Genomic DNA, 17,242 nt, shown 5'->3' with positions numbered 1-17,242 from the left:
ATGGAATTCATACAAGTTTATAGAGAAGGCAAAGAAACGATCAAGCTTAAACCCACAAGGGACATCTCCTTTCAGCATGGATTAATGGCGGAGCATGCAATAAGTGTAAATAACTATCGGGTTCCTAAACCTATCAATATTCAAATAGGCGATTATATTGAATATAAGGGGATAAGATATACCGTCAACACTGTGCCTGATTATTCAAAGGTAGAACATACCATCCAGCATCAATATAATATTGTTTTTGAGGCACCTATTTTTAGACTTTATGATAAATTCTTTCGACATCTGGGGAATTCCGAATTTGCATTTTTCGGTACCGCTGAGGATCACGTAAGTCTTTTGATCGGCTCAATAAACGAAATTGACGATGGATGGACAATGGGAGATGTCTCTCCTACTGGTGAACAGCATACATATTTCGACGGCGTTTCCTGTAAAGTTGCTCTAACCCAAATCGCCGAAACTTTCGGGTTGGAATGGTCAGTAAACGGAAAGGAAATCACGATGATCAAACAGATCGGTGTGGATCGAAACATAACATTACAGTACGGACGCGGTAATGGCCTTTATAACATTTCCAGAGAGTACGTGCAGGAAAAAAATGTAATAACCAGAGTATACGGCGTTGGTGGGTCTCGCAATTTACCTCAAGCCTATCCATTTAGTAGGTTACAACTTCCCAATGCATTAGAAGCAAACATCGATTTATATGGAATTAAAGAAGGCGAATATAGAAACGATGATCTTTTTCCAACCAGAACGGGAATGGTAACAAATGTTGAGACGTTTGATCCGCAAAGTAAATTTCATTCTCTTCAAGACATTGACCTCGATTTTAACATTAATGATTATCTGGCTCCGGGATTAACTGCAAAAATAGGTTTTCAAAGTGGCGAACTAGCAGGTTATGAATTCGAAATTACCAAATACGACCACACAACCAAAACCATCTCATATTTGAGCAACACCGATACAAGTACCGGATTGACTTTGCCGAATGAGAATTTCAAAGCTGCGGTTGGCGATAAATACAAATTGCTGGACATCTATCTACCTCAATCTTACGTTGATTTTGCATTGACAAGACTTGAAGATGAAACCAGATTATTTTTAGATGAGAATAAAGCTCCTCAAGTTAGATACGGATTAAGTATTGACGTTTTGCATTTCAAGCGCAACGGTTATGACCTTAATCCAGGTGATAGGATAAGGATAATAGATCCAGATATAAAAATAGATACAACAGTTCGCGTCACGTCTGTCAGCTATCCCCTCTCATTATACATAACCGATAGTCTGTGGAACGGAATACAGTACAGTGCAGAGTTGGCTAACTTCGTTCCGTATACTGTGCAAGAGCGAATTCTGAAAGATACAGCGAAAAACAAAAGAGAAATTCGCCAGGTGTCTCGCGCTTCCGAACAAGCTAAACGGGCCTCGGACGAAATATCCCGAGCTGCTGCAATCAACCAGTTCCTACGTACGTATGTAGGTGAATTGGCTGTTTTATCGGGTGCTTTTGTTGCAGGTAATCCCGACCTAGGTGCGGTTGCAGGCATTAGTGGGCTGGAAGACACTTTGGACGCAATAAGAATATGGTCTGGAAGTGATTTCGATAGCCGCGATAGTGCCCCCTATCGTGTAAATCAGGCAGGACAATTTTGGGCTACAGACGCGTTCATAAAAGGAGTTATCGAGGCGTTAAGCGGTAAAATAGGCAATTGGAATATTACTGATGGAGGAATTATTAACGAAGACGGATCGGCATACATTATTGCCCGTGAAAATTTAGGGGTAGACCAAGAAGCGACTGCCATGATCGGGGCAAATGTCCTGTCTGCTGTTACCGGACTGAGAGCAGTAGGATTATTTCGTAATACAGAAAACGCGCCTTTATTTACAAACTATGGCCTTATACTTGAAGTTAATGGAGGTGGCGATAATATCGCATTAGACATTCTATCAGGACAACTTGCATCACTTAACCTTAGATCAAGACAGATAAATTCAACATCTACATTGATGCGTACAGATGTATGGATTTCATCATACAATACTGATCCAATTACAATTTCACTTCCGTCATCACCTAATAATGGAAAGATTGTATACGTACGACAAATGAACAGCTCATCGATTACGTTCAATGGCAACGGAATAAACATCCATGTTGCGGGAAATGTCGGAACAATTTATACTAACATGAATGCAAATATAGGAGATTGTCACCAGTTTGTTTACGACGGCCAATTCTGGTGCTACAATCAACTTTATAGGGAGGTACCTGCTTAATGAAAACAGATCAACTGGCCGAAATGGCCAAATCACATGGTATTTGCGATCCAGGGTTGCAGAGAATACTATCAAGTAAAGACGAAGAATCCTTACTCGAATACTACATTGAAGGGATAGATTTTTGCTTGGAAAATGACTTTCCCTCTAAAGATTATTTAAAAGCCAATGGAGCTGATTTACTGGCCCGTTACGGCGTTTTTATCGACGAGGCCGTACAATTAACCAACCAAAGCATTTGTGTGCTTCTGGGAGCTTGCAGAGCGTCGATTGAATTAACAGAATATTCAGTGAGCCGTATGTACATCAAGCATAAATCAGAAGCTGTTATAACGCTGACTGGTAACAGTTTTGCGATCATTGACATTTTTGACGGCAGTAAATTGAACATTGATGCTTCAGGTAACAGTAAAGCCGTTGTCAACGTATACGGTGATGCGGTTGCCGCAATCCGATTTAAAGAAAATGCACAGGTAAGGGAAATACGAAAGAATAAAGTTACATACTGAAAAAAATAGCCCGACATAGATCGGGCCGTTTTGTTTACTTGGGGAGCTGAACTGCTATTTGTGAGAGCTTCCTATTGAAGCTCGAATTTAATTCAGAGCTACGTTGGTTATACGACATTAACGATCCTTCAGGAGCTTTAGCTAGTCGGATGAATTCGCTTAGGTCGCCGTAGCATTCGGAAATATCCTTGCTTAGTTTCTCATACTTCTTAGGTGGCTCATTTAAAGTCCTCATTATACTGTCTACGACAGCAAAAGAACTATCTAGGCTACCCTCCAATCCTGAATGTTCCATTTCTGATTTAACCAGCACTAATGCATCGTTAAAATCAATGTACGACTTAACTTCCTTCCCATCTATTTTATAATAGACTTCTTTACTAATGGCATCCCTCCATACTTTGGAATACCTGCCTGTAATTGCCTCAGCATAAGTCTGCGCATAAACCATACTTGCAAGTAACTCTCCGGAAGATTTTTCATATTTCTTTTCACTGTTGCATGAAAAAAGTACCAAAACGGCCGTCAAGGAAAGTAAAGATTTTTTCATCTCTAATAAGTTTAAGTTAATAATGAGTGAAGTTAGCGAGAAAAAATGAGAAATGATACGGGAAACCTTATTTGAAAATATTATTTTAGCACCAATAAGTTTAGGTTGATAAAAGCCCCTCCGATCTCCCAAAGTGACGAGGGGTTATTGTTTCTTTTTGTCTTCAACTTTCTTTAATATAAAGACAGTCAATAGCGTTCCTAAGGCAGATACTACGCCTATCATTCCTGCGATACTATGCCCGAGGAACATAAGCCATCCGCACATTCCTGCTATAAAAATAACGATAAAGAATCCTAGCCATTGTCCAGTTGAGCTTTGATTCAATTCCCTTCTAGATATAGTATTGTTCAGATCGTGGCGGTGGTTTTGCTCTTTCTCAGCCATAGCCATTATTCTTTCCGCTCCGTTTGGAATTATGTTGGCATACTCAGCCAAATCTTCAGGAGAAGGCAATGGGCCTGACCTAGATTTTTGTATTGATACTGCAGCCTGACTAAATACCTGAATAATTTCCGCCTTCTTTTTCTGAGAAACCCCTTCTAACACTTTTGGATTTATAGACTTAACAGCCTTAATTAAATCTACCTTTTCCTCGTGGATTTCTTTTTTATCGTCTGACTTTTGGTTTTCGGTATTGTCGGCAGTCATTGATAATTAAAAAGAAAAGTTATTCTTCGATTTTTTAAAGTCGTCAGCTATGTTTTGCCAATCTCCATTTAAAGATTCTTTATCACTTTTGATAAGTGACATAATCTCCTTATGGTAGTAACCGCCAAAAATACCTAACAGGCTTCCTGCCCCTTTAAGATAACTGTTGGTTTTATGTCTTTTAGATGCTCTAAGCTTTTTTGACATATTCCCTCCTTTCTTGATTTTAGGATGTGTGGTACTCATTTGTATGATACAAACATAATACTTTTCGTAAAGTTTTCAACATTGTGTAATAATATTTTTGTTATTATTTTGTAAAACAATAGTAAACCAATAGTAATCTTGTAGTAATGCGCTACCTTGCACCCCATTACCCCTACTTGCGACTAAGCCGCAGCCATCAGCGTAACAATATAACCCCTAGTCTCAAAGGGCGCCCGGCACCAGCGTTATGGTGCCACTCTACAGCTCCCACCAAGACTTGTACTCCCACATGCGTTTGCCTGCATTCGTCGTAACCTCCTTTGGCTGTAGCTTTTCAAATTCAGAGAACAGTATGTCCTTAAACTCCCTGTCCCATTTTTCGGTATCTTTACCGTGCCATTCTCCCGGTACGTACATACCTTTATAAAACACGTGCTCGTCTCCGTTCTTATCGAGTATGAATATTCGCTGCAATCCATATTCCGGGTAGTAGTAAGGTATCTCAATATTACGTCCCTTGTACTGAAATCTGATTTTAGGGAGGTCGGGATTGATTTGTTTCATTGCCAATATTTTTAGCAAAACTAAGCAGAAACGGGTGATTTGTAAAGATTTTACTTGATAAAAAAGCCCTCATGCAAATGCAAAAGGGCTGATGAGTTTTAACCTTACAGTTGAAAGTTGTTACAAATATAGTAAATTATATTCGTGGATAGCTTCTTGTTGTTCGATTTACCACCATTCTTACCACCTATCACTAAAAACAAAAAGCAACTAACTCATTTATAGCCAGTTGCCTTTTATATCAGTGGAGCCGGAGGGATTCGAACCCTCGTCCAAACATGGTACTGTATATGCTTTCTACATGCTTAGCTTCCGTTTAATTGTCGGGAAGTGGAAGGTCGGTCGCTTACCTATACCAGTTTCCGTAGGCACTTAATTTTGCCAACTCATCGTGCCGCTAAGTCAGCTAGCTTCGTTGATCGATGCTCCCGATGTTACAGCACGAAGCAGACTGCAACGGAACAAAAGCTATGCTAATTCTAAATTAGGCAGCTAAGGCGTAGTTATTTTCGCCATTTATAAGGTTGAAAGTTCAGATTATAGTGCTAGACTAACAACGCACTGCATGCTTACATAACCGTCTCCATCCTGTCAATTCCGGTCGACCCCATGTAATATATAGCCTACAAAGATATAAAAAATTTTGCTTTCTATCAAGCCTTCGTGCGTCCCCCCTCCCCGTCTATTTACATTAAATCAACCATAAAGACCCAAGCTATATTTTAACTGAACGATTCTATATTTCACAAGTTTATTTTGCAATTTTTCTTAGATTTATCCATTTTTTTATTAGATTAGTAGTTATATTAACTAATATACAATGGCAACATTCTCCGAAATCATCAAAGGAAAAACCCCCGTACTGGTTGACTTTTTTGCAGAATGGTGTGGTCCCTGCAAGATAATGGCCCCGATATTAGATGAAGTCAAATCGCAATTTGGTGATAAAGTCACCATACTAAAAGTTGATGTAGATAAAAATCCGAAAGCCGCGTCTAATTATCAAGTTCGAGGCGTTCCCACACTGATTCTTTTTAAAGAAGGGGAGATTAAATGGCGACAAAGCGGCGTAGTGCCACAAAATCAACTAGCACAAATCATCGACAGCTACGCGTCATAAGCACATAAAATAATGAGGAACAGGATATTAATTCTCGACGACGATGAGGATATATTATATTTTTGCTCTGTCGTATTTGAGGGCCTGAACTTTGAGGTAATATCGTCTCCTCACAGTAAGGATATTATCACACAAGTAGAACAGGCAGCTCCGGATATAGTCTTAATTGATAATTGGATACCGGGTATGGGGGGCGTAAAAGCGACACAAATACTAAAAAATACACCCCATTTAAAGAATATACCGGTTATTTTATTCTCTGCTAGCAGTAACCTACCTAGTTTGGCGGAAGAGGCGGGAGCAAACAACTATTTGAAAAAGCCATTTGACTTAAGCGAACTGGAAGACTTAGCTTTATCGCTCTTGCAAAAAAAAGCATAAAACCTTTAAGTCTTACGAAACAAAGCCTATAATGCTTTATAAGCATTTCATGAAATCAATCTTGCAAAGTAATAAAGAATGTTCTATATGACGACAAACAAACCTGTAATTAGCAGAAGCGAAAGTGAAATGATGGAATTAATTTTGCGCGTTGCGGCAAAAGACACAAAGATCCTCGGCGTTTTACAAGATGGTTCTCGATCAAATCCCAATGTAAGCAAGGATATATTTCAGGATTACGACATTATTTACGTAGTTGAAAGTCTTGAACCACGTTACCTAAATGCAGATTGGTTGGAGGTATTTGGCGAGCTTATGATTATGCAAATACCGGAAGACATGGAATTATACCCACCAACGCCTGAGATGGCTGGCGCATTTTCTTATTTATTGCAATTTAAAGATGGTAATCGCATTGATTTAACCATCGTGCCGCTCGAACGTTTGCACCATTTTACGAACGATAGTCTTTGTAAGGTAATTTGGGACAAAAACGGCCTTTTCAAAGAAAGGCCACTCCCTCCTGCTAGTGATGCTAGCTATATAGTAAAAAAGCCTTCGGCACGTTCGTTTGAAGATTGCTGCAATGAATTTTGGTACACCACTGCCGGCTTAGCTAAAGGCTTATGGCGTGGTGAATTGGTACTGGTTAAAGAATTATTCAGCCAAGTGATCCATGCTGCTTTGATGCAGATGATGGACTGGTATATTGGATGTCGTCACGATTTCACGGTTAATCCGGGTAAATTTGGCAAATTCTATGAGCGATACCTAGAAAGGGAAGTATATAAAAAGTTCTTAGCCACTTACTCAGATGCACATTTAGATAATACTTGGATTGCCCTCTATAAGACAATCGAGCTATTTAGGGAAGTTGCAACGTATGTAGCTCAACAATTAGGATATAACTACCGTAGGGATTGGGATCAAAATGTAACCAAATATTTACTGCATGTGCAACAGTTGCCAAAAAATGCCATGCGTATTTACAGTGAGCATCAAGACTAGAGAAATATAAATTCAACTCAAAGAAAGGCGCCTTGTCTAGGTTGCAGCATTGTAAGCCAGACAGATGTTTCTGTCATAAAAAGTAGGTATTTACTTCTGATTTGGATGCACACCCATTCAAACCCTATGGGATGTTGCGTAAAATATTAGTAGAAAATTTAGGTGCTTAACATGAAAAAAGTATTTTTGTAAAAAGCAATAAGAAAAGAGAATGCGGAACAAGATACTGATTCTTGATGATGACGAGGATATCCTTTACTTCTGCTCTGTGGTATTCGAGAACTTAGATTTTGAGGTTATATCATCTCCTCACAGCAAGGATATTATCGAACAGGTAGAAAAGGCTAATCCGGACATCATCTTAATAGACAACTGGATACCTGGACTGGGCGGTGTAAAAGGAACGCAAACTTTAAAAGCCACCTCCCATTTAAAAGATATTCCGGTTATTATATTTTCGGCTAATAGCAATTTACCTACTTTGGCGGAAGAAGCAGGTGCCGACAGTTATCTTAGAAAACCGTTTGATCTGGACGAATTAGAAAACTTAGCCCTTTCATTGTTGCAGAAAAAGGCATAACACTTCACTTGTATTTATGTCGTTCCGTAAGATTATTCATGTAGATATGGATGCATTTTATGCATCGGTAGAACAACGGGATAATCCAACATATAGAGGCATTCCCATTGTTGTTGGCGGACAACCGGACCAGCGCGGTGTGGTAGCTACCGCCAGCTACGAAGCGAGGGCCTATGGTATACACTCGGCTATGTCTTCCCGAAAGGCGCAACAACTCTGTCCACAGGTCTTGTTTGTACGCCCGAGATTCGAAGTCTATAAATCTGTTTCCAATCAAATACGATCAATATTTCATCGCTATACCGATATTATTGAACCTTTATCCCTTGACGAGGCTTATTTAGATGTCAGCGAAGATAAACTGGGAATTGGCTCTGCAATAGAAATTGCGAAGGAGATAAAGAATGTTATTCGAACCGAACTTCATCTTACAGCTTCGGCAGGTGTATCCACGAATAAATTTGTTGCTAAAATAGCGTCGGATATGAATAAACCCGACGGGCTTACTTTTATCGGTCCGTCAAGAATCGAAGCGTTTATAGAAGCCTTGCCAATTCAAAAATTTTACGGAATCGGTAAAGTGACGGCAAAAAAGATGAATAGTTTGCAAATCTATAAAGGAGCCGATTTAAAAAAGTTATCAAAGGACCATCTACTGAATCTCTTTGGTAAAGTAGGAAATTTCTACTACAATATTGTCCGCGGAATAGATGAACGTCCCGTTCAAACTTTTCGGGAGCTTAAATCAATTGGTGCCGAGGATACCTTTACAAGCGACTTAATGGAAGAACAGGAACTCATAACGGAACTAAAACTGATCGCGCAACGGGTGGTTAAGAGATTGGAGGCAAAACAAGTACTGGGCAGCACCTTGACACTTAAAATTAAATTTGCTGATTTCAAACAAATTACCCGCAATTACACCCATTCCAATCTCATCCATCTGGACCAAGTGGAAGCCTTTGGAATTGACCTTTTAAAAGCAGCACCCATAGACGGCAAACCTATAAGGCTGCTGGGGCTAACTGTATCCAATTTTAACATTGCTAAATCGGAAGACAATCAGCTCTCATTGTTCTAAAAGCTCGTCAGATTTTTCTAACATTAAGATCACTGTCTAAAAATAAGTACAGCTGTCCAAAAAATTAAATAAAATTTAAAAAGCTTATTTACAGATAGTTGCATTTTTTGGCTTAGCTATTGTAATTTGACTAACAACAATAAAAAGTTAAAAAATAAGAAAATCATGAAAAAGTTATTATTATCGATTACAGCTTTACTTTTTGCAACAGGAGCATTTGCTCAACAGGAAATGGGCTTTGGTTTAAAAGCAGGTGTTAACTTTCCTAAGTACAATTTCTCCAACAATGGAGAAAGCGTATCATCTACCGGTTCAACGACCAATTTCCATATAACTGCTTTTTTGGATGCGCCTATTGCGACTGATTGGTTTTATGTACAGCCTGGTATCTCTTTACAAGGAAAAGGCGGAAAACTTGAAGAAAATCAATTTGGCTCTTACAAACAGAATACTATGTGGATAGAAGTGCCAGTAAACTTTGTGGCTAAATTTCCAACTGCTGATGCAGGTAGCTTCTTCCTTGGGGCTGGTCCTTACATCGCTTTTGGTATTTCAGGTAAGAACAAATGGGAATCTAACAATGGCGGCTCTTCGGAAACAGACATTCCTGATTTTGAATTCGGAGGCGACGGTGCATTGAAATCAACTGATTTTGGTTTGAACTTCATCGGCGGGTTTGAGTTTACCAACGGCTTAATGATCCATGGTGGTTATGGCTTAGGATTGACTAACTTAAACGCACGATTCGAAGGAACAGATATGAAGCAAACCAATCGCGTTTGGACTGTTGGTTTAGGATTTAGAATCTAAACCGAACATTCTCTTCTAAAGAAAACGCTATCGAAGTTCGATAGCGTTTTCTTTTTATATTAAATAAACATAAGATTGTTTAATAGTCAAGCGCCACGCGGAACATAAGCGCTCCGACCGTCAAGTTGGTTCGACTATCAATCAATATGGCTGCTCCATTTGCTTTGTTGTCATCATATAAATCAAATGGAAGTACATCAGCGGTTTTCAACCGTACCCGACCAATATCGTTCAACTTAAATTCGTCAGCACTATGTTTTTCCAGTGTGTTAATATCTACATTGTAGACGATTTCTTGAACTTTACAACGAGATAATTTACTATTGTGTTGTATAAGATAGGTTAACGACAGGTCTAAAGGTCTTGTATCCATCCAACATAAATCGGCTTCTACGGTCTGTGATTGATAAGGTAAACTGTCGCTGTTTACAATGACATCCCCTCTGCTGATATCAATATCATCTTTTAAATGAATGGTTACCGATTGACCGGCAAAGGCCTCGTTTAGGTTTTTATCAAGCTGTTCGATTTTAGTGATTGTCGACTTCGATCCCGAGGGCAACACTGTTACTTCATCATGCACTTTAAAGGTCCCGCTGGCAACTTTACCGGCATAGCCACGGTAATCATGAAGCTCTTCTGTTTGTGGCCTAATAACCCATTGTACGGGCAGACGCGCGTATTCTACATCTAAATCATGGCTGACATCTACGTTTTCCAAATAATTTAACAAACTTTCTCCTTGATACCAAGGCATGTGTTCAGACTTTTGCACGATATTATCTCCTTTAAGCGCGCTCACGGGAATGTAATTGACCTGTTGCAAATTTAATTGATGAGCCAGTGCCTTGTATTTTGAAATAATGGCATCGAAAACCGTTTCACTATAGTCAACCATATCCATCTTATTGATACAAACAATTAAATGTTTGATACCCAATAAAGACGCAAGGTAAGAGTGGCGAATGGTCTGCTCCACAACGCCATTACGTGCATCAATTAGAATAATTGCTAAGTCGGCGGTAGATGCCCCCGTCACCATATTGCGAGTATACTGTATATGGCCCGGCGTATCGGCTATAATAAATTTACGTTTTTCTGTCTGAAAGTATTTATAGGCAACATCAATCGTAATACCCTGCTCCCGCTCTGCCCGTAAGCCATCGGTCAATATGGCTAGATCGATACTGCCATCGTCATTTTTACGTTTAGAATTCTGCAATGCTTCCAGTTGGTCAGCCAAAATGGAGCCTGTATCATAAAGCATCCGTCCAATAAGCGTACTCTTGCCGTCATCCACGCTACCAGCCGTAAAGAATTTCAATATATTCATTTCTCTCTTTGTATTTTAGTACCTTTTGGCACCTTTTTTTATTTCCTTTATCTGCTATACTTACAATTGGCAACCATTAAAAATAACCGCCTTTTTTACGATCTTCCATAGCGGCTTCCGAAACTTTATCATCCATCCGGGCGCCACGCTCACTGATTTTCGATTGACTGATCTCGTCGATGATATCGTCAATTAAGGTTGCGCTCGACTCCACTGCCGCCGTGCAAGTCATATCTCCTACCGTACGAAAACGCACTTGTTTTCTGACGACCTTGTCTTCCTCGTCCATATTGAGAAAGGGTGAAGCAGCCATCAACTGTCCATTGCGTGTAATACAATCCCGCTCATGAGCGAAATATATAGAAGGAAGCTCAATCCCTTCCCTTCGGATGTAATTCCAGACATCCAATTCAGTCCAGTTACTAATGGGAAATACGCGGACGTTTTCGCCTTTGTGAATTTTCCCATTGTAAATATTCCATAATTCAGGGCGTTGTCGTTTAGGGTCCCATTGTCCGAACTCATCCCTAACCGAAAATATACGCTCCTTGGCACGTGCTTTTTCCTCATCTCTCCGAGCACCACCAATACAGGCATCAAAACCATTTTTCGCTATGGTATCTAGCAGTGTTACAGTTTGAAGCGCATTACGGCTGGCATTTTTTCCTTTTTGTTCGATGACCTTTCCTTCATCGATCGAATCTTGTACATAGCCGACGATTAGCTTTTCGCCAATTCGCTCAATCATTTTATCGCGATAAATAATAGTCTCTTCAAAATTATGGCCCGTGTCTATATGTACCAATGGGAAAGGAAACTTCCCCGGTCTAAACGCCTTTTCAGCCAGACGAACCAACGTAATAGAATCTTTCCCACCGGAAAAAAGGAGAGCAGGCTTTTCAAATTGACCAGCCACTTCTCTCAGAATATGTATAGCCTCTGCTTCTAGCTGATCTAAATAATCTAAACTGTTTTTACTCATTTTAATTACATTATGATTGAGCGGCATGTAGGCCGCATTCTTTCTTTGATTGATCTTCCCACCACCATCGTCCCGCACGGAAATCTTCTCCTTCTCTAACTGCTCGGGTACACGGGGCACATCCAATGCTAGGAAAACCCTTATCATGCAAGGTGTTGTAAACGATGTGATTTTCTTTTATATAAGCCTTTACATCAGCCAAAGTCCAATCGAAAATAGGATGAAATTTAATGATCTGATTTCCTTCATCCCATTCGATGTTATCCATTCCTTGTCGATTAGCTGATTGCTCAGCCCGAATACCGGTAATCCAACAAGCATTACCTGCTAAAGCGCGCTTCAACGGTTCAATTTTGCGAATATAGCAGCATTCTTTCCGATTTTCAACCGACTCATAAAAACTGCTGGGCCCTTTCGTGCTCACCATCTCTTCCAGCAAGTTTTTGTCAGGATAGAAGGCGTGAATGGGTTTATTATAAATTTCCAATGTTCGATTCCAAACATAATAGGTCTCTGGAAATAACCTCCCTGTTTCCAGCGTAAATACTTTTATAGGTATATTATTACTGAAGATGATATGCGTTAAAGCCTGGTCTTCCCAACCGAAGCTGGTAGAAAAAACAATTTTGTCATTAAATTCTTTTGCCAAAAATGTTAACGACCCAACTATGTCTAGTCCCCTCAGCTTCTCTTTCAAATCGTGTAAGTCCATTTTGATTTATTTTTGTTCAGCTATTTTTTCTGAACCTCCTTAAAACTTTATCCAACAAATAAATGCGTCAGAAATAGTACAATATTTCTTAAGCTTACGATCAGGACAATGACACCAACTAATACCATAATTGTTTTTGCCGATATCCTATTAGAAACCTTAGCCGCAATAGGTGCTGCCAGTGCGCTTCCCAGAATCAATCCCAAAACAGCTTCCCAATGAGCACCCCCAAGCATGGAAATAAAGGTAAGGGAGCTTAATATAGCGATAAAAAATCGCGTGATCTTAACCGTTCCTAAAGAAAATAATGGATGTCGGCCACCTGCAATTAAGTTGGATAGTACGATGGATCCCCACCCTCCGCCAAATGCCGCATCAATAAAGCCTCCAAAGAAACCCAGTAAGCCAATACGCTCAATTTTTTTTCTTTTTTTATTTTTCTTGATATTAAAGGCCTTCATTAGAATAACTACTCCTAAAATACCGGTATACAAAGCTACTAAAGGTTTTGTATATGCGCTGTAATGCTCTAAGGATGAAAGTAGATAAGCCCCAATCACGGCTCCAACCACACCGGGAATGAGCAGCAACTTAAAAAGCTTCCAATTTACATTGCCCATGCGGTAATGCATCCATCCGGCAATACCATTACTAAGCACTTCTGATAAGTGTATTCCCATACTCGCCGGTGCAGGCGGTATGCCCATTGCCAGGGAAAAAGATGAGGAAGTAACTCCATAGGACATTCCTATTGCACCATCCACCATAGCAAAGACAAAGCCTGCTCCTAAAAAGTAATAGAATACAGGGTCAAGCTCCATTAAAAATGATTGGAATTCCGGCTCTTTATGCCAAAAAACCAAGACACCAATCGTCATCGAAAAAATTATAGCCAACCAGATAAGCCACTTAAAATTCCGACGAACACTTTCCGTTGGTTCCGATGTAACAAGCGTCGCAGTTACTGCATTTAATTTTTTGACTTTGTCAGAAAAATCCCCTTTCAGTTTCCCCCGTAAAGCACTCATTTGCTGAAGCGTTTGGTCAATTTCATCCGGTATGCTTTCAGCTAGTACTTCTTTTAATCGTTTAGCAATTGTGGGTGATTTACCGTTCGTTGATATTGCTATTTTGAGATCTCCCTTTTTAACGACAGATCCAAGATAAAAATCACAAAGCGATGGTTTATCGGCTATGTTGACCAGAAGCTTCCGTTCGTGCGCAGCTTTTCTGATCTCTGCGTTTAATTCATTGTTGTTTGTGGCCGCCACGATTAACTGAACGGCATCCATATCGGTCGGCTCAAATGCCTTTTGGAAGATTTGAAGTTGTGTGTGCGTTTCAGCAAATTGATATACTTCCGGAATGATTTCTTTCGCTACAAGCTTGACTTTTACCTGAGGACTGTTTCCAAGAAGTGCCTGTAATTTCTCCAATGCAACAGGGCCACCCCCGATTACGAGGGTGTGCAAATCGTTTAATTTTAAAAAAACGGGAAACAATTGATTTCCTATAGCGTTTTCATTGCTTGCAGCTAAAAGGGCTGCATCATTCTCCAATAACTGAGGCATACTCCTTTACAATCGATTTATATGATGGGTGCAAAGAAACCACCTCTCCGAATACCAATATAGCTGGAGCTGTAATCGTTTCCTGTTGCGCTTTATCTACGATGTTATGCACGTTTCCTACCACCAACTTTTCGTCCTGCGTTGAGCCTTTCTGTATAATAGCCACCGGTAATTTGTCCTTACCCGCTGCTTTAAAAATTTCTACGATTTCCTTGAGCTTCTTCAATCCCATGAGTACAACTACCGTCGCCTTTGTTTGTGCCGCTTGATAGACATCATGCGAAACCTCTCCTGAAGACGTGGTACCGGTAATCACCCAAAAGCTTTCACTCAGTCCGCGATGCGTAACAGGAATATGTTGCAGACCCGGAACACCGATAGAGCTGGATATACCAGGGATAACAGTTACCGGTATACGGTAAGCGGCAGCAAATTCAAGCTCTTCGTAACCTCGTCCGAAAACAAAAGAATCACCTCCCTTTAGTCGTACCACGTGCCCGAAATTCAAGGCATAGTCCACCATCAATCTATTTACTACCTCTTGTGAGTAGCTGTGATCACCTGAGCGTTTCCCTACATATACCTTTGTAGCGTTTGGTGGAATAAATTGCAAAAGTTCTTCACCAACCAGTGCATCATACAGTACAACATCCGCCCCTTGCAAAGCCTTTAAACCTTTTAAGGTGATCAGTTCGGGATCGCCGGGCCCCGCACCCACCAAGGTTATTCTAGGTGCGTTATTCTTTTTTATATCATTCATGATTGTAATACCGTCTCTCGTTTAGTTCTCGTTAGTTTTAAAAATTCCTCGGCCTGTTTAAAATAGGCCTGAGCAAAATTGGCAGAAGGTTCTTCTTTATTAATTTTCAACACCATTTCCGCGAAGCTTGTTGGAAGATCGATTTCACCACTGTCCACATATTTTGCATCAAAATCGTTGATAACACCGATATGCGTACTGCTATTCACTCCTTTATCCAACAACATCGCTTTTGCACTACTTATCAAGGTGCTATAGGCATGGTAAATGGCGTCTGACCAAGCGCCATTATCCAAGGCTTGGTTAGCCCAGCTAAGTTTCTCTTCTGCTTCCAAAAGTAGGGTCGCTACTAAATCTATCACCACGCCCGCACATTCGCCTACCCCAATAGCCGTCTTGAAGGTTTCCTCATGCCCCCAGTCTACAAATTCCTCCTCGTTCAGGCTGGAAAGATCTGCCAGCGGTTTCAACAATTGATAAAAGTAATCCTTCCCTTGGCGATCGTAATATTGCTGAAATCGCTCCCCCTTTTCCGCATTTGCCTTATAATCATCCAGTAAAGATCTTAAAACGTCTGTAGCGCGCTTTGACGGCGTCTTTATAACGCGCTCAGCTGCACGGCCGACACCATCCCCTACCGTTCCCCCACCAAGCATTACCTGTACAGCAGGCACCACCTTTCCAGCTGCCTTTAACGAACTACCGTGAAATCCTATTTCGGCAAGTCCGTGCTGTCCGCAGGAGTTCATACAGCCACTGATTTTGATCTTGATGTCCTTGTTGAAGACAAACTCGGGGTATTCCTCATACACGAGGTCTTCCAACACCGTTGCCAAGGTCATACTATTGGAAATTCCCAAATTACAGGTATCCGTACCCGGACAAGTAGTAACATCCGCTACCGAATCAAAACCAATTTTAGCAAAGCCGATTTTATTCAATGCGTGAAATAAAGCTGGTAAATGCGCTTCAGGTACGTATTTCAGCAATAAGCCTTGATTTTGGGTGATACGGATTTCATCGGCTACCAAGGGCTGAATCAAGGAAATGAATTCCCTTGCCAGATCCGTTTTTATATCTCCAATAAGCACTTTGATGTATACGCCATAGTACCCCTTCTGTTTCTGTTCAAATACATTGGTTTTTAACCAGTATTCATATTGAAGACGCTCTGCGTCCGATACATCCTCTAAAACTGTATTCACCGGAATATTCGGTGCTTTTACCGCATCAATATCTATTGGAAGTTGTTTAGCTTTGATGGCAATTTTTTCTTTTTCTATAAGCTGTAAGACTTCATCCAAGCCTAATTTTTGAATCAGGTATTTCATTCTCGCCTTATTACGGTTATTGCGTTCACCATACCGATCGAACACGCGTATAACAGCTTCAATGAAAGGAATCAACTGATCCTCAGGCAAGAACTCATAAATAAGATGCGCCAAAATAGGTTGTGCACCTAAGCCACCGCCTATAACGACTTTAAAGCCCCGTTTGCCACTTGGATCAATTTTAGGTATCAACCCGACATCATGCACATAACTGTATGCAGTATCTTTTTCACTGGATGAAAAGGCAATTTTAAACTTGCGCCCCATTTCCTGACAAATTGGGTTTCTCAAAAAATAATCGAAAGTAGCGTAAGCGTAAGGAGAAACATCAAAAGGTTCGTCCGGATCGATACCAGCTGTAGGAGAGGCTGTAACATTTCGCACGGTATTACCACAAGCCTCACGGATAGTCACATCATCGGCTGCCAATTTGGACCAAAGCTCCGGCGTCCGATCCAAACTCACGTAGTGTATCTGTATATCTTGACGCGTAGTTAAATGCAAATTACCACTTCCATATTCGTCGGCGATATCAGCTATTCTCAAAAATTGCTTAAAAGTCACTTTTCCAAACGGAAGCTTTATGCGTACCATTTGTACACCGGGTTGGCGTTGTCCATAAATCCCTCTAGCAAGCCGGAGACTTCTAAACTTTTCGTCATGAATAGAACCTTGTCTAAAGGCATGGATTTTCTTTTCAAGATCTATAATATCTTGCTCCACTACTGGATTCTCTAATTCCGTTCTGAAACTTTGCATCGTTTACCCCTTATTAAATGTTGATGTCGAGTTCA

18 protein-coding genes and 1 other RNA gene are annotated in these 17,242 nt (G+C 40.4%); 8 read left to right on the top strand and 11 right to left on the bottom strand.

The genetic code is table 11. The features are described 5' to 3' along the window. The gene (locus tag ACH11B_RS17805) at positions 1 to 2,298 is read left to right on the top strand and encodes a phage tail protein (protein WP_377609235.1); all 2,298 of its coding nucleotides are present in this window, start codon (positions 1 to 3) and stop codon (positions 2,296 to 2,298) included. Continuing rightward, complete coding sequence (locus ACH11B_RS17800; protein WP_377609237.1) at positions 2,298 to 2,807, top strand: hypothetical protein; 510 nt, start codon at positions 2,298 to 2,300, stop codon at positions 2,805 to 2,807. Before ACH11B_RS17805 ends, ACH11B_RS17800 begins: the two co-directional genes overlap by 1 nt. 34 nt (positions 2,808 to 2,841) lie before the next feature. On the opposite strand, the gene ACH11B_RS17795 is transcribed toward ACH11B_RS17800, so the two are convergent. The 5 genes from ACH11B_RS17795 to ssrA form a co-directional block, all read right to left on the bottom strand. Beyond that, positions 2,842 to 3,357, bottom strand: coding sequence for a hypothetical protein (locus tag ACH11B_RS17795; RefSeq protein ID WP_377609239.1), 516 nt, complete (start codon positions 3,355 to 3,357; stop codon positions 2,842 to 2,844). Positions 3,358 to 3,501: 144 nt separating this feature from the next. After that, positions 3,502 to 4,008 carry a DUF2335 domain-containing protein gene (locus ACH11B_RS17790; protein WP_377609241.1) on the bottom strand — a complete coding sequence of 169 codons (507 nt, stop codon included), beginning with the start codon at positions 4,006 to 4,008 and terminating at the stop codon, positions 3,502 to 3,504. Positions 4,009 to 4,014: 6 nt separating this feature from the next. Continuing rightward, positions 4,015 to 4,254 (bottom strand): hypothetical protein, encoded by a 240-nt coding sequence (locus ACH11B_RS17785; protein ID WP_377609243.1) that lies wholly within the window; start codon positions 4,252 to 4,254, stop codon positions 4,015 to 4,017. A gap of 219 nt (positions 4,255 to 4,473) precedes the next feature. After that, positions 4,474 to 4,779 (bottom strand): hypothetical protein, encoded by a 306-nt coding sequence (locus tag ACH11B_RS17780; protein ID WP_377609245.1) that lies wholly within the window; start codon positions 4,777 to 4,779, stop codon positions 4,474 to 4,476. Between the two features lie 242 nt (positions 4,780 to 5,021). Next, positions 5,022 to 5,388: a transfer-messenger RNA gene (ssrA, locus tag ACH11B_RS17775) on the bottom strand. Positions 5,389 to 5,599: 211 nt separating this feature from the next. On the opposite strand from ssrA, the gene trxA reads away from it, so the two are divergent. From trxA to ACH11B_RS17745, 6 genes are all read left to right on the top strand, one after another. Then, entirely contained in the window at positions 5,600 to 5,899 is a 300-nt protein-coding gene (gene trxA, locus ACH11B_RS17770) for a thioredoxin (protein ID WP_013666464.1), read from the top strand. A gap of 12 nt (positions 5,900 to 5,911) precedes the next feature. Next, positions 5,912 to 6,280, top strand: coding sequence for a PleD family two-component system response regulator (locus ACH11B_RS17765; RefSeq protein WP_013666463.1), 369 nt, complete (start codon positions 5,912 to 5,914; stop codon positions 6,278 to 6,280). Positions 6,281 to 6,367: 87 nt separating this feature from the next. Next, on the top strand, positions 6,368 to 7,288 hold the full coding sequence (locus tag ACH11B_RS17760; protein ID WP_377609247.1) for an aminoglycoside 6-adenylyltransferase: 921 nt from the start codon (positions 6,368 to 6,370) through the stop codon (positions 7,286 to 7,288). A gap of 211 nt (positions 7,289 to 7,499) precedes the next feature. Then, entirely contained in the window at positions 7,500 to 7,868 is a 369-nt protein-coding gene (locus ACH11B_RS17755; RefSeq protein ID WP_013666461.1) for a response regulator, read from the top strand. Positions 7,869 to 7,884: 16 nt separating this feature from the next. After that, complete coding sequence (gene dinB / locus ACH11B_RS17750; protein ID WP_377609249.1) at positions 7,885 to 8,949, top strand: DNA polymerase IV; 1,065 nt, start codon at positions 7,885 to 7,887, stop codon at positions 8,947 to 8,949. A gap of 165 nt (positions 8,950 to 9,114) precedes the next feature. Continuing rightward, positions 9,115 to 9,759 (top strand): porin family protein, encoded by a 645-nt coding sequence (locus ACH11B_RS17745; protein WP_130857462.1) that lies wholly within the window; start codon positions 9,115 to 9,117, stop codon positions 9,757 to 9,759. Between the two features lie 79 nt (positions 9,760 to 9,838). Here the strand turns inward: ACH11B_RS17745 and ACH11B_RS17740 are convergent, their stop codons facing one another. The 6 genes from ACH11B_RS17740 to ACH11B_RS17715 all read right to left on the bottom strand — a co-directional run bounded on the left by ACH11B_RS17740 (position 9,839) and on the right by ACH11B_RS17715 (position 17,207). Continuing rightward, the gene (locus ACH11B_RS17740; RefSeq protein WP_013666458.1) at positions 9,839 to 11,092 is read right to left on the bottom strand and encodes a sulfate adenylyltransferase subunit 1; all 1,254 of its coding nucleotides are present in this window, start codon (positions 11,090 to 11,092) and stop codon (positions 9,839 to 9,841) included. Positions 11,093 to 11,168: 76 nt separating this feature from the next. Next, a complete protein-coding gene (cysD, locus tag ACH11B_RS17735) occupies positions 11,169 to 12,074 on the bottom strand; it encodes a sulfate adenylyltransferase subunit CysD (RefSeq protein ID WP_041387458.1) in 906 nt (301 codons plus the stop codon). A 10-nt stretch (positions 12,075 to 12,084) separates the two neighbouring features. After that, complete coding sequence (locus ACH11B_RS17730) at positions 12,085 to 12,786, bottom strand: phosphoadenylyl-sulfate reductase (protein ID WP_130857461.1); 702 nt, start codon at positions 12,784 to 12,786, stop codon at positions 12,085 to 12,087. A 47-nt stretch (positions 12,787 to 12,833) separates the two neighbouring features. Next, positions 12,834 to 14,357, bottom strand: a complete 1,524-nt coding sequence (locus ACH11B_RS17725) for a TSUP family transporter (protein WP_130857460.1) — start codon at positions 14,355 to 14,357, stop codon at positions 12,834 to 12,836. Next, the gene (gene cobA / locus ACH11B_RS17720) at positions 14,335 to 15,117 is read right to left on the bottom strand and encodes a uroporphyrinogen-III C-methyltransferase (RefSeq protein WP_013666454.1); all 783 of its coding nucleotides are present in this window, start codon (positions 15,115 to 15,117) and stop codon (positions 14,335 to 14,337) included. Before cobA ends, ACH11B_RS17725 begins: the two co-directional genes overlap by 23 nt. Beyond that, positions 15,114 to 17,207 (bottom strand): HEPN domain-containing protein, encoded by a 2,094-nt coding sequence (locus tag ACH11B_RS17715; RefSeq protein WP_377609251.1) that lies wholly within the window; start codon positions 17,205 to 17,207, stop codon positions 15,114 to 15,116. Before ACH11B_RS17715 ends, cobA begins: the two co-directional genes overlap by 4 nt. Positions 17,208 to 17,242 lie beyond the last annotated feature (35 nt).

It is taken from the genome of Olivibacter sp. EAT-5, from assembly GCF_044784325.1.
In the GTDB taxonomy this organism is placed as follows: domain Bacteria; phylum Bacteroidota; class Bacteroidia; order Sphingobacteriales; family Sphingobacteriaceae; genus Olivibacter; species Olivibacter oleidegradans.
Note: the sequence above shows the minus strand (reverse complement) of the source record. Positions and strands in the feature narration are given on the sequence as shown.